Consider the following 13145-nt stretch of genomic DNA (forward strand, 5'->3'; position numbering starts at 1 on the left):
CAAGCGTGTCGCGGTGCATTCCGCCTCTCATTTCCGGCCTCCGAGGCCGCATTGCCGCTCGTTTCGCCTGTTGTGGAAACGCCGGAAGGCCGGTGCGTGGCGCTTGGCCGCTACGTTTTTGACCGTATCAAGCAATTTAGGAACGACATGACGACGATTCTTCTGAAAGAAAACGAGCCGTTCGAAGTGGCGATTCGCCGCTTTCGCCGTGCTATCGAAAAAAATGGCCTGATCGCTGAACTGCGCGAGCGCCAGTCCTACGAAAAGCCGACGGCCGTGCGCAAGCGCAAGAAGGCCGCTGCTGTGAAGCGCCTGCACAAGCGCCTGCGCAGCCAGATGCTGCCGAAGAAGCTCCACTAAGCTTCGCCGGTCCGCATTGAAACGGCGGTGCGTGCTTCGAAAGAAGCCGTATCGCCGTTTTGCTTTGGGCGGCCGGATAACGTCGCCCGGTGCGCGATTGTCCTGCTCGCCGAATCGGCTGCCCCGAGCCGGAAAACAAACAGCCCGCCCGGCGTGCGCCGGGCGGGCTGTCATGAAGCGGCTCCGCCACCCTGCAAGCGTCGCGCTGCGGGGTGTTTTTCATGGGGCGCGGGCTGGATCGCCCGCGCCGTCGCGGCTCAGAAGTCGATCTTCGCGTTGAGGCTCAGCGTGCGCGGATCGCCCGGCTTCACGAAGTCGGCGTACTGGAATTCCCAGTAACGGCGGTTCGTGAGATTGTCGATCGCCGCGCGGAGCGTGACGTCATGTCCGCCGACGCGGGTCAGGTAACTCGCGCCGACGCTCATCAGCAGATAGCCCGGTGCGCTCAGGTTGCCCGACGCCCGCACCGGGGTATTGCCGGTGAACTTCGCGTTGACGCCGAGCTTCAGGCCCGGCACCGCCGGGACCGCATACGCGAGCTTGCCCGCCGCGACGAACGACGGCGCGCCCGCCACGCGGTTGCCGTTGTTGGCCGCGCCCTTCGCGTACCAGGTGTCGAGCACCATCACGCTGCCCGCCGTCTCCCACCGGGTGCCGAGCTTCGCGCTCGCGGCCAGTTCGATGCCCTGGTAGATCGATTTGCCGTCCTGGACGTAGACGTTCGCGCTGTTCGCATACGCGGCGCCGCGTTCGATCCGGAATAGCGCGGCCGTCGCGCTCCAGCGCGCGTGCTCGCTCTTGATCCCGGCTTCGTACTGCTTGCTGCGCAGCGCTTTCAGCAGTTCGCCGTTGTTCGCATAGGTGATGCCGACACGCTGGCCCGGCTCGAGCGATTCGACGTAGCTCGCATAGACGGTGGTGGACGGCGCCAGCTTGTACATCACCGCGAAGGTCGGCGTCACCACGCCGTTTTCGCTGTAGGTCGACAGCGTCGCGCCCGCCGGGCTGTACGAGTTCTGCGCGTAGTTCACGTAGCGCAAGCCGGCGATCACCGACCAGCGCTCGGTCAGCTTCACCGTATCGCTGACGAACAGCGCCTTCTGCGTGATGTCGTTGTCGCGGTACTTCGTGAAGCCGCCCGGACCGTAGAGCGTGTAGGGATTCGGCGCGTACAGGTTGCCCGAGCCGAAGGCGCGGTAGAGATCGTTGCTCGAATAGTCGCCTTTCTCCTTCTGCCATGCCGCGCCGAACACCAGCTGATGGCTGAACGGGCCCGTGCGCACCTTGCCCTCCACCATCGCCTGCCATTGGCTGAAGCTCTGGTCCTGGTTGCCCGCGTAGCGCTGGTCGTTGTAGTTGCCGGCGCCGTTCAGCAGATACAGCGTGCTTTCGTTGCGCTCACGGCTCACCGTGCTGTAGCTGTACGTCGCGCTGGCCACCCAGTCCGGCGCGATCTGATACTGCACGCCCGCGGTGTAGAGCTGCAGCTCGGTGTTCAGGTACTGGTCGCGGCCGCCGAGATTGGATGTGCCGCCGCTGATAGCCGTGGGCAGACTCGCCCCGGTGTAGCTGCCCGTATAGATCGACGGCGTCTGGCCGGTGGTGCGGCGGTTCTGGTACAGCATGCCGAAGTTGACCGACAGGTCGCGCGTCAAGTTGGCGTCGAGCGCCAGCGACACGGCGTCGCGCCGGATGTTGCCGCCGTTGTAGGTCCGGCCCTCTTCGTGCGTGGCGTTCAGGCGGGCGCCGAACATCTTGTCCGGTCCGAAGCGGCCGCCGAGATCGACGTGCTCGGTCCAGACATTGGTGCTCCGATAGCCGACGTCGACGCTGCGCACCGGCGTGGCGGTCGGCTTTTTCGTCACGTAGTTGACGACGCCGCCGGGCGCCGCGAAACCGTACATGAAGCCGCCCAGGCCCTTCAGCAGCTCGACGCGCTCGAGCTGCTCGTATGGCATCGTGATCCCGTATGCGACGAACGGCAGGCCGTCGATCTTGAAGCCGTTCTGCCAGTCGAGCTGCATGCCGCGTACCGACAGATAGCTGGCCCACGCGCCGTACGCGCCGCTGTTGTCCGACACCGACGCATCGCCCGCGAACACGTCGCCGAGCTTGTATGCCTGCCGCTCCTCCAGTTCCTCCGTGGTGACGACGGTGGTCGAGAACGGCGTGTCCAGCTGCGAGCGCGAGCCGAGCGCGCCGTTGCTGACCTCTTCGCGCAAGTGTTGCGGCGAATCGTGGCCGGCCGTGACGCGCACGGCGGGCAGCGCGTTTTCCTGCGGCGCGCTGTCCGCCGGCGCGGCGGCATGCGCGATCGCGCTGGCGCAGAAGGTCAGTAGCGCGGCGATGCGAAGCGGCCGGACGACGGGACGGGCGGTTGGGCGAGCGGCGGGCGAATTCATGAAATAGTGAACAATAGTACGAATCATTCGTATTTGATAGAATGGCGCGCATGCTACCAAAGATCGGATGGAGTCCGAAATCTTTTGAACGAGACGTCGTATTTGTCTCGGGCGTACAACCTGTCAAGGAGCGCCAACTTGCCGGCTCGGTGGCATCCCTGATAAAATGAGAACGATTCTTATTCAATGATTCCTGCAGTGATCCCGGTCGTCATTTCCTTCCAGGGCGTTTTCGCGGCCCATCCCATCCCGTTTCGCCGGCTACCCGCATGAGGCCGTGGTTCGTTCGCCTGCACCGCTGGTTCGGTATCGGCACCGCGCTGTTCCTGTTTCTCGCCGGGTTGACGGGCGCGATCATCGCGTGGGATCACGAGCTGGATGCGCTGATCAATCCCGAGTTCTTCCACGCCCGCAGCGACGGCGCGCCGCTCGCGCCGATCGAGCTCGCGAACCGGATCGAGCGCGCCGATCCCCGTGTCCAGGTAACGTATCTGCCGCTCGCGATCGAGCCGGGCCACACGCTGCAGGTCGGTCTGCTGCCGCGCACCGATCCGGGCACGGGCGCGCCCTTTGCGCTCGACTTCAACCAGTTGGCGATCGATCCGGGCACGGGCGACGTACAGGCTCGTCGTGAATGGGGCGCGGTATCCGTCGCGCCCCTCGAGCTGATTCCGTTCATCTACCGCCTTCATTACTCGCTGCACCTGCCCATGACGGGCGGGGTCGATCTCGGCATCTGGGTGATGGGGATCGTCAGCATCATCTGGCTGGTCGACAGCGTGATCGCGTTGGTGCTCGCGTTTCCCAGCCTGAAAAGCTGGCGCAAGTCGTTCGGGTTCCGGGTGGCGCGCGGAGGCTATGCGCTCGTGTTCGATCTGCACCGATCGGGCGGCGTATGGGTGTGGGGGCTGCTGATCGTGGTGGCGTTCACGTCGGTGTCGATGAACCTCGGCAATCCGGTCGTGAGGCCGCTCGTCGGCATGATGTCGCCACTGGCGGCGACGCCGTTCACCAATCCGGAGCGCTACGCGCCCGCCCGCCCGGGCGTCGCGCCGATAACCCGCGAGCGGATGCTGGCGATTGCGACCGAGGCGGCGCGCGCCGAGGGAATCGAGGCGCCGGCGGGCGGAATGTTCTATTCGCCCGCGCTCAATGTCTATGCGGTGGGTTTCTTCCGTCCGGGCAACGATCACGGCGACGTCGGCCTCGGCAACCCGTGGCTGTACTGGGATGCGACCACCGGCCGGCGCGTTGCATCGATGGTGCCCGGCCGCGGTTCGGCCGGCGACATCTTCATGCAAGCCCAGTTTCCGCTTCACTCGGGGCGCATTGCCGGACTCCCGGGACGGGTGCTCGTGAGCGCGCTCGGCGTCGTGATCGCGATGCTCAGCGTCACCGGGCTGTGGATCTGGCTCAAGAAGCGGCATGCCCGCAGGCGTCCGGCTTCCGTGCCGGCGAAGGCAGGCGGCCGCGAGCGCGCCGCGTCGTGATCAGCGCGCATCGGCTTTGGCGCCGGTGCGGCATGATCCCGCGGCTGCACCGCTAAGCCGGGTTCTTGCGCCCTGCAACTCGCGGCTTGGCGCCGCCCTCCGCTTCCGCCGCGTACGCTCGGGCACCCACCTCTTTCCCGAGTGCCGCGCAGCGCGCATGGCACGGACAGGTCTGTTCGTGGTCGTTGACCATGCCGGTCGCCTGCATCAGCGCGTAGCAGATCGTCGACCCGACGAACTTGCAGCCGTAGCGCTTGAGCGCCTTGCTGAGCGCATCGGATGCGTCGGTCGACGCCGGAGCGTCGCGATACGAATCCCAGCGGTTCTGGATCGGCACGCCGTGGACGAACGACCACAGGAAGTTGGCCAGCGAGCCGTGCTCGGCGCGGATCTGCTGGACCGCACGGGCGTTGACGACCGCCGATTCGATTTTCGCGCGGTTGCGCACGATGCCCGGATCGAGCACCAGCTTGTCGATGCGCGCCGGCGTGAAGCGCGCGACCTTGTCCACGTCGAAGCCGGCGAAGGCGGCGCGATAACCGTCACGCTTGTTGAGGATGGTCGACCACGACAGGCCGGCCTGCGCGCCTTCCAGGATCAGCATCTCGAACAGATGCCGGTCGTCGTGCGACGGCACGCCCCACTCGGTGTCGTGATAGTGCGCATCGGCGTCGGTCCTCACCCAGTTGCAGCGTTCTCCCATCGATCCCTCTCGTGTCGTCCCTGATTCGATCGCCTCAGCATAGCGGAACGGCCGGCCGCTGCAACTTCGGCCGTTCGGCCGATGGGCGCGGACGGCGGTTGCGGTTAAGCTCTCGCAACGATGAAAGTACGGAAGCAACGCAATGAGCAATGACCTTTTCCTGATCGGCGTCGACGGCGGCGGTACCGGTACCCGCGCGGTGCTGGCCGATGCGCTAGGGCGCGAGCTGGGCCAAGGCGCGGGCGGCCCGTCGGGGCTCGCGCTGGGCATCGAAGCCGCATGGCGTTCGATCGAGGCCGCGTGCGAGGCCGCGTTCGCGGCGGCCGGCCTCGGGTTCGACTGGCGCCGATGCGTGCTCGGCTGCGGGCTCGCCGGCGTCAACAATCCGGCGTGGCTGGCCGCGTTCCTGGCTCGGGCGCCGCTCGTCGCGCTGGCGGTCGAAAGCGACGCCTACACGACGGTGCTGGGCGCGCACGGCGGCGGCCCGGGGGTGATCGTCGCGCTGGGCACGGGCAGCATCGCCGCCGCGCTCGACGACGCCGGTACCTGCCGGCTGGCGGGCGGCTTCGGCTTTCCATCCGGCGACGAGGCGAGCGGCGCCTGGTTCGGTCTGCGCGCGCTCGCTCACGCGCAGCAGGCGCTCGACGGCCGGGTATCCGTCGATCCGTTCGCGCGAGCGCTGCTCGACGAGACGGGCGCCGCCGATCGCGACAGCCTGGTGGTCTGGTCCTGCGAAGCCAACCAGACGGCTTATGCGCGCCTTGCCCCGATCGTGTTTGCCCACCGCGCGCATCCGGTCGCGGCGGGCCTGATTGCGCAGGCGGGCGCCGATATCGGCGCGATGATCGATGCGCTCGATCCGGCGGCGGCATGGCCCGTCGCGCTGTGCGGCGGGCTTGCCGGCGCGCTCGCACCCGCCGTGCCCGCGCGCAGCCAGGCCCGGCTGCGCGCGCCGCTCGCCGATTCCGCTCATGGTGCGCTGCGGCTGGCGCAGCGGGAAGCGGCGCGCCGTGCGGCCCCTTGAGCGGAGTCGCACGGCAAGTGACCTGCGGCGTTTCCGGCGCAGCGCTAAAATGAGCGATTGTGCCGCTTTCCGCCGCCTTTCCTCCCCGCCTGCCGCCCTTATGTATAAAGTCATCGCCACCGATCTCGACGGAACCCTGCTGAACAGCGAACATCAACTCGATCCGTACACGATCGATACGGTGCGGCGGCTGTCGGACGACGGCCTCAACTTCGTGATCGCGACCGGGCGCCACTACGCCGATGTCGCGGGTATTCGCGACGTGCTCGGCATCCGGCCGTACCTGATCACGTCGAACGGCGCGCGCGTGCATGCGCCGGACGATACGCGGATCCATGCGCAGGATCTGCCGGCGGCCGCGGTGCGGCGGCTGGTGCGGCCGGACCTGGTCGGCACGCACGGGCGGGTGATCGTCAACCTGTTCACGAACGACGGCTGGCTGATCGATCGCGACGCGCCGCATCTGCTCGAGTTTCATCAGGATTCGGGCTTCAACTACCGGATCGTCGACATGCTGTCCCACGACGGCGCGGATATCGCGAAGGTGCTCTATATCGGCGAACCGGGGGATCTGGCCGTCGTGTCCGCCAATCTCGCCCGCGCGTTCGGCGACGCGCTGTACGTCACGTACTCGCTGCCGGACTGCCTCGAGGTGATGACGGCCAACGTGTCGAAGGGGCGCGCGCTGCGCGTCGTGCTGGATCGTCTGGGCATGGATCCCGCCCACTGCGTTGCGTTTGGCGACAACATGAACGACGTCGATCTGCTTGAGACCGCCGGACACCCGTTCATGATGAACAACGCGAACCCGGATCTCGTGACGCTGCTGCCGCAGGTGCCGCGCATCGGCAACAATTTCGACGCGGGCGTCGCCCGCCACCTGCGCACGCTGTTCGCGCTCGAAGACGGCGTCGCGCGCTAGTCTGGTCCGGCCCCGCCGGTCGGGCCGCCGGAGCCTCGCCATGATGAAAAACGGGCGCCGTAGCGCCCGTCGAAACTGCATTGCCTCTATGTTGTTCAGCAGCGAGAGGCTCGCTGTTTCTCCTCGTGCCACTGGGAGGAAACCGGGTGTCGCCACCCGGCATGATCCGATTCAGCTTTCGTCGCGACCCGCGATCAGCGGATAGACGATGCCGGCGATCGCGGCGCCGATGATCGGTGCAACCCAGAACAACCACAGCTGGCCGATCGCTTCGCCACCGACGAACAGCGCCGGGCCCGTCGAGCGTGCCGGGTTGACCGACGTGTTGGTCACCGGGATCGAGATCAGGTGGATCAGCGTCAGGCACAGGCCGATCGCGATCGGCGCAAAGCCGGCCGGCGCACGCTTGTCGGTGGCGCCGAGGATCACGAACAGGAAGAAGCCCGTCATCACCACTTCGCAGATGAACGCCGCCGCGAGCGTGTAGTGGCCGGGCGAGCGCGCATCGTAGCCGTTCGTGGCGAAGCCGCTGCCGACCAGATCGAACCCGGGCTTGCCGGATGCAATCAGATAAAGGACGAAGGCGCCGAGCGTCGCGCCGACCACCTGCGCGACGATGTAAGGCACGAGATCGCGAGCCGGAAAGCGGCCTGCCACCGTCAGGCCGACGCTGACCGCCGGGTTCAAATGGCACCCCGAGATATGGCCGATCGCGAAGGCCATCGTCAGCACCGTCAGGCCGAAGGCCAGCGCCACACCCGCGAAACCGATGCCGAGACCGGGGAACGCAGCGGCGAGGACGGCCGCGCCGCAACCGCCGAGCACGAGCCAGAACGTACCGAACATTTCTGCCGCGAGACGTTGGGGTAGTTTCATTTGGATTGGATTCCTGATAAAGGACAGTCAGAACATGGATCGCGACCGATGAATTGGCCCGCGTCCCGGGAATTGGTCTGGATTATAGGAAATTACACGGATCCCGAACGGTCAACGATTGTTAAATTTGAATTGGCCAACACGGATTTTTATTAGAATAAGGCTCTATTGGCAATATATTGTCGTTGCGCATAAAAATTTATCAGACAAATTTATTAAGTCGGGTACCGGAGCAGTGCTGATTGCGCAATAGATCCTTTGTGTCTAGGCTGGAAATGCCGAGCGGGTCATGAAATAGGGAGTCGAAATGTCTCAATACGCAAAAATCAAGGCGCAGATCGTCGAATTGCAAGCTCAGGCCGACGATGCCCGCAGAAAGGAAATCGAGGCCGTGATCGCGGACGTGCAAGGCAAGATTGCCGAGTACGGGCTGACCGCGCAGGATCTGGGCTTCGCCGAGCGCGCGCGGCGCGGTCGCCCGCCGAAGAAGGGGCCGTTGCCCCCGAAATACCGCGACCCGAAAAGCGGTGCAACCTGGAGCGGTCGGGGCAAGCCGCCCAATTGGATCGTCGGCAAGAATCGCGAGCGTTTTCTGATTGAATAAGCGATTAGCGCCCGGCACAAAAAAGCCGCATTTTATATGCGGCTTTTGTAATTTTTCGAACTGTAATTATTCGGGTTGCACCGGATAGCGGCTTACCCGGCAGCCACCCGGCGCCATTGCGGCTGTTTAGCCGCATCGCAGAGCGTTTCGTAGGTGTCGACATAGCGCCGCGCCATCGCTTTTGCGCTGAAGCGCCGTTCGAATTGTGCGCGAATTGCGTCGCGCGACAGCGTGTCGATCCGGTGCAGCGCGCCGACCGCGCCGTGAACGTCCTCGACGATGAAACCCGTTACGCCGTCGTCGATCACTTCCGGCACGGAACCGCGGTTGAACGCGATCACCGGGGTGCCGCAGGCCATCGCCTCGATCATCACGAGGCCGAACGGCTCCGGCCAGTCGATCGGGAACAGCAGCGCCTTGGCGCCCGACAGGAACGCCGGCTTTTGCGCCTCGTTGATTTCACCGATGAACTCGACATGCGCCTGACCGAGCAGCGGCGCGATTTCGGTGTCGAAGTATTCCTCATCGACCTTGTCGACCTTCGCGGCGATCTTGAGCGGCAAGCCGCTCTGGGCCGCGATCCGGATCGCGGTGTCGACGCGTTTTTCCGGGCAGATGCGGCCGAGGAACGCCAGGTATTCGGGTTTGACCTGCGGCTGCGGCGTGAGCAGCGTGGCCGGCAGGCCGTGATACACGGTGCCGGCCCAGCCGGCCTGCGGCAGCGGCGCCCGTTGCGCGTCCGAGATCGAGACCACCGGCGCATCCGGGAATGCGCCGAACACCGGCTGCAGTTCGGGCAGATCGAGGCGGCCGTGCAGCGTAGTCACGAACGGGGTGTCGAGGCGCGACATCAGCGGGAACGGCAGATAGTCGAGATGGAAGTGCAGCACGTCGAACTCGTGAGCCGAGCGCGCGACCCGTTCGAGCAGTCGCATATGGGGCGCGATCGGATCGCGAATCGACGGATCGAGCCGCAGCGCGCGCGGCCAGGCGGCTTCCAGCCGGGCGGAGGTGACGGAATCGCCGCTCGCGAACAGCGTCACGTCATGGCCGAGCTCGACGAGGGCTTCGGTCAGGTAGGACACGACCCGCTCCGTGCCGCCATAGAGTTTCGGCGGAACGGCTTCGTAGAGCGGGGCGATTTGAGCGATGCGCATGAGCGATCTCCTGTGCGGATGGGGCTGGGCTCACCGGGGGCTTCGCGAGATTCGGCTCCCGATTGGGCCGTGGAGCGCCCAGGTGGCAAGCGAGAGGGGCGGCGCGGGCAGGGGAGGCTGCCGCGGCCGACCATGGGAATCATTATCGGGATCGCTCGCGCGGGATCGAGCGATTTTTCAAACGCTTAACCCTTGTTACAGGATGAAATACGGAAAATCCGCAGAAACCGCCGCGAACGAACAGAAAACGAGATGGCCGGCGCGATTGTTGCGGCATCATGAAATCGATCTATAATTTCCGTCTGAAAAGCTGGTTGAATCCTTTCCTCAGCCTTATCTGGCGGGGCTCTCCGGCCTCCCGATCCAATCCACCCTGTCAATTTTGACTGTCAGAAAAACTCCTACACCGTTTACAGATAAATCCTGCACGGAGGAGTCCTCTTTGCTGATACCCGCTTAAAAACCGTTTGGCCAAAATGCCTGTAAGACTATAAACGGGCCGACCCCCTTCGCAGGAAGGCGGTCGAGCAAACGTTTTCATAAGCACGAACGGCCAAGATTTCTACGGGGGAATCATGAGCGCTACCAGCGAAATGCTCACTGAGATCAAAGAAGTCAACCTGTCCTACCTGTTGCTCGCGCAGCGTCTGCTGCGTGAAGACAAGGCCATGGGCATGTTCCGGATGGGGATCTCTGAGGAATTGGCGAATGTGCTCGCGAATCTCTCGCTAGCCCAGACCGTGAAGCTCGCCGCATCGAACCAGATGCTCTGCCGTTTTCGTTTCGACGATCACGCGCTCCTCTCATCGCTCGCCGACAAGGGCCGCAGTGCCGCGGTCGCGCACGCGCATTCGGCCATCCTGATGGCCGGCCAGCCGGTCGAAAGCTTCCGCTAGACGCATGCCGTCAGTCATTCCGGCGCGGGGGCGCCGGTGACGGCCTGCGCACGCGGATGCGCCTAACTATCAAAAAAGCGGGTGAACGAGGATGGCTACCAAAAGTGTGGTGGTCGAGGTCAGGGAAATCACCCTGGCCATCGAATTGATCGAACTGGGCGCGCGGCTGCAGCTGCTGGAAGCCGAAACGAGCCTGTCGCGGGACCGGCTGATCAAGCTCTACAAAGAGCTGAAAGGCGTGTCGCCGCCGAAGGGGATGCTGCCGTTCTCGACTGACTGGTTCATGACCTGGCAGCCGAACATCCATTCGTCGCTGTTCTACAACGTCTACCGCTTCATGCAGGATCACGGCGGCTGCGACACGATCCAGTCGATCGTGAAGAGCTACCGGCTCTACCTGGAGCACGTGAACCTCTCCGGGGACGAGCCGGCGCTGAGCCTGACGCGCGCCTGGACGCTGGTGCGCTTCTTCGATTCGGGGATGCTGCAGATGACGCCGTGCACGCGTTGCGGCGGACATTTCGTCGCGCACGCGCACGACCCGCGGCACGGCTTCGTCTGCGGCCTGTGCCAGCCGCCGTCGCGCGCGGGCAAGACCCGCAAGGCCGCGGCACGAGCCCAGCAGACCGCGCTCGCGGTCTGATCCGGCGGACGGCGGCGCGCCTGCCCGGCGCCGCGTCCGGCACGTTGAATCCGGGGCGCAATCATCGGCGAATCACTGGTTTACACCGGTCGCCGCGCCCGGCGCGCACGCCAAAGTTTTCGTTCCGACTGCCGTAAACCACTTAACGGCGGCCTCCCCGCCGCTTACTCGTGAGGGACAGGCAGTGCTGATTTTCGTGGGAACTCTCGTGACGCTGTTGTCCGTGTTCGGCGGTTATGCGCTGGCGGGCGGGCATCTGGGTGCCTTGCTGCAGCCCGTCGAGATCTTGATGATCGGCGGCGCGGGCGTGGGCGCCTTCATCCTCGGCAACGGCATCAAGACCATCAAGGGGACGCTGCGCGTGCTGCCCACGCTGTTCAAGGGCTCGAAGTACAACAAGGACGTCTACATGGAGCTGATGGCGCTCCTGTACGTGCTGCTCGCGAAGGCGCGCAAGGAGGGCACGCTGACGCTCGAGGCCGACATCGACGATCCCGAGAAGAGCCCGATCTTCACCCAGTACCCGAAGATCCTCGCCGACAAGCACATCGTCGAATTCCTGACCGACTACCTGCGCCTGATGGTGGGCGGCAACATGAACGCGTTCGAGATCGAGAGCCTGATGGACGAGGAGATCGAGACGCATCATTCCGAGGGCGAAGGCCCCGCGCACGCGCTGATGCGCGTCGGCGACGCGATGCCGGCGTTCGGCATCGTCGCGGCGGTGATGGGCGTGGTTCACACGATGGCCTCCGCCGACAAGCCGCCCGCCGTGCTCGGCGCGATGATCGCGCAGGCGCTGGTCGGCACGTTCCTCGGCATCCTGCTGTCGTACGGCCTGATCGGCCCGCTCGCGAGCCTCGCGGAACAGCGGGTCGCCGAATCGACCAAGATGTTCCAGTGCATCAAGGTGACGATCCTCGCGAGCCTGAACGGCTACGCGCCCGCGATCGCGGTGGAGTTCGGCCGCAAGGTGCTGTACTCGACCGAGCGCCCGTCGTTCACGGAGCTCGAGGAGCACGTGCGCCGGGTCAAGGCGAAGTAAGCGCGGAGCCCGGGCTATGAGCAAAGGAAAAGACCGCGCCATCATCGTCAAGCGTGTGGCCCCGCAGAAGAAGGGGCATCACGGCGGCGCGTGGAAGCTCGCCTATGCGGACTTCATGACCGCGATGATGGCGTTCTTCCTGTTGATGTGGCTGCTGAGTTCGGTGACGCCGGTGCAGCTGAAGGGCATCGCCGACTATTTCAACACGCCGCTGCGGGCCGCGATGTTCGGCAGCGGCGATCGCAGCGCCGACGATTCGAGCATCGTGAAGGGCGGCGGCCGCGACATCTCCACCATCGAGGCCGGCACGACGCGCCGGACCGACGGCACGACGAGCCTCGCCGACCGGGTCGCGAAGCAGAACGACGACGATGCGCTCGCGCAGGCGCAAGGCGCGCTGGAGCGCCGCGAGCAGGTTCGGCTGCACGACCTGCAGGTCAAGCTGATGGCCGCGATCGAAGCGAATCCGACGCTGCGCCAGTTCAAGCAGCAGATCCGGATCGACTCGACCCTGATGGGCCTGCGCATCGAAATCGTCGACAGCCAGAAGCGGCCGATGTTCGCGATGTCGAGCGACAACGTCGAGCCGTACATGCGCGACATCCTGCGCGAGATCGGCAAGACCCTGAACGACGTGCCGAACCGCATCATCGTGCAGGGCCATACCGACGCGGTGCCCTACGCGGGCGGCGAGAAAGGCTACAGCAACTGGGAGCTGTCGGCGGACCGCGCGAACGCGTCGCGCCGCGAGCTGGTCTCGGGCGGCATGGACGAGGTGAAGGTGCTCCGCGTGCTGGGTCTCGCGTCCACGCAGAATCTGAACAAGGCCGATCCGCTCGACCCGGAAAACCGGCGAATCAGCATCATCGTGCTCAATCGCAAATCGGAGCAGGCATTGATGCGTGACGATACGACGACGACCACGCTGTCGTCCGACGCCGCCGGCTCGAAGCAGCTCGCGCAGCAGATCGCAGCGCCGGGACCGGCCGCCGCGAGCACGCCCAAACCTTGAGGCCCACGAGA

General features: G+C 65.2%; 13 protein-coding genes. 9 read left to right on the forward strand and 4 right to left on the reverse strand.

What is annotated here, in order from left to right; genetic code table 11:
- Positions 1-147 precede the first annotated feature (147 nt).
- Positions 148-360, forward strand: coding sequence for a 30S ribosomal protein S21 (rpsU, locus tag RZR99_RS08980; protein ID WP_006401410.1), 213 nt, complete (start codon positions 148-150; stop codon positions 358-360).
- Positions 361-617: 257 nt separating this feature from the next.
- Here the strand turns inward: rpsU and RZR99_RS08985 are convergent, their stop codons facing one another.
- Positions 618-2789: a TonB-dependent siderophore receptor gene (locus RZR99_RS08985; protein WP_407655421.1), complete on the reverse strand. Its 2172-nt coding sequence runs from the start codon at positions 2787-2789 to the stop codon at positions 618-620.
- Between the two features lie 242 nt (positions 2790-3031).
- Here RZR99_RS08985 and RZR99_RS08990 point away from each other — a divergent pair, with 242 nt between their 5' ends.
- Positions 3032-4252 (forward strand): PepSY-associated TM helix domain-containing protein, encoded by a 1221-nt coding sequence (locus RZR99_RS08990; RefSeq protein ID WP_323119395.1) that lies wholly within the window; start codon positions 3032-3034, stop codon positions 4250-4252.
- A 52-nt stretch (positions 4253-4304) separates the two neighbouring features.
- Here the strand turns inward: RZR99_RS08990 and RZR99_RS08995 are convergent, their stop codons facing one another.
- A complete protein-coding gene (locus RZR99_RS08995) occupies positions 4305-4955 on the reverse strand; it encodes a DNA-3-methyladenine glycosylase I (protein ID WP_323119396.1) in 651 nt (216 codons plus the stop codon).
- 142 nt (positions 4956-5097) lie between these two features.
- Between RZR99_RS08995 and RZR99_RS09000 the strand changes: the two genes are divergently transcribed.
- The gene (locus RZR99_RS09000; RefSeq protein WP_323119397.1) at positions 5098-5979 is read left to right on the forward strand and encodes a BadF/BadG/BcrA/BcrD ATPase family protein; all 882 of its coding nucleotides are present in this window, start codon (positions 5098-5100) and stop codon (positions 5977-5979) included.
- A 100-nt stretch (positions 5980-6079) separates the two neighbouring features.
- Complete coding sequence (locus tag RZR99_RS09005) at positions 6080-6901, forward strand: Cof-type HAD-IIB family hydrolase (RefSeq protein ID WP_323119398.1); 822 nt, start codon at positions 6080-6082, stop codon at positions 6899-6901.
- Between the two features lie 171 nt (positions 6902-7072).
- On the opposite strand, the gene aqpZ is transcribed toward RZR99_RS09005, so the two are convergent.
- Complete coding sequence (gene aqpZ / locus RZR99_RS09010; protein ID WP_323119399.1) at positions 7073-7777, reverse strand: aquaporin Z; 705 nt, start codon at positions 7775-7777, stop codon at positions 7073-7075.
- Between the two features lie 307 nt (positions 7778-8084).
- On the opposite strand from aqpZ, the gene RZR99_RS09015 reads away from it, so the two are divergent.
- The gene (locus RZR99_RS09015) at positions 8085-8381 is read left to right on the forward strand and encodes an H-NS histone family protein (RefSeq protein ID WP_323119400.1); all 297 of its coding nucleotides are present in this window, start codon (positions 8085-8087) and stop codon (positions 8379-8381) included.
- Between the two features lie 92 nt (positions 8382-8473).
- Here RZR99_RS09015 and RZR99_RS09020 read toward each other — a convergent pair whose 3' ends face one another.
- Positions 8474-9538, reverse strand: a complete 1065-nt coding sequence (locus tag RZR99_RS09020; protein ID WP_323119401.1) for a glycosyltransferase family 4 protein — start codon at positions 9536-9538, stop codon at positions 8474-8476.
- Between the two features lie 575 nt (positions 9539-10113).
- On the opposite strand from RZR99_RS09020, the gene flhD reads away from it, so the two are divergent.
- The 4 genes from flhD (at position 10114) to motB (ending at position 13134) form a co-directional block, all read left to right on the forward strand.
- Complete coding sequence (flhD, locus tag RZR99_RS09025; RefSeq protein ID WP_323119402.1) at positions 10114-10434, forward strand: flagellar transcriptional regulator FlhD; 321 nt, start codon at positions 10114-10116, stop codon at positions 10432-10434.
- A gap of 91 nt (positions 10435-10525) precedes the next feature.
- Complete coding sequence (flhC, locus tag RZR99_RS09030) at positions 10526-11077, forward strand: flagellar transcriptional regulator FlhC (protein WP_323119403.1); 552 nt, start codon at positions 10526-10528, stop codon at positions 11075-11077.
- Between the two features lie 184 nt (positions 11078-11261).
- On the forward strand, positions 11262-12122 hold the full coding sequence (gene motA, locus RZR99_RS09035; RefSeq protein WP_323119404.1) for a flagellar motor stator protein MotA: 861 nt from the start codon (positions 11262-11264) through the stop codon (positions 12120-12122).
- A 16-nt stretch (positions 12123-12138) separates the two neighbouring features.
- Positions 12139-13134: a flagellar motor protein MotB gene (gene motB / locus RZR99_RS09040; protein WP_323119405.1), complete on the forward strand. Its 996-nt coding sequence runs from the start codon at positions 12139-12141 to the stop codon at positions 13132-13134.
- The last annotated feature ends 11 nt before the right edge of the window (positions 13135-13145 follow it).

The organism is Burkholderia alba, from assembly GCF_034721475.1.
In the GTDB taxonomy this organism is placed as follows: domain Bacteria; phylum Pseudomonadota; class Gammaproteobacteria; order Burkholderiales; family Burkholderiaceae; genus Burkholderia; species Burkholderia alba.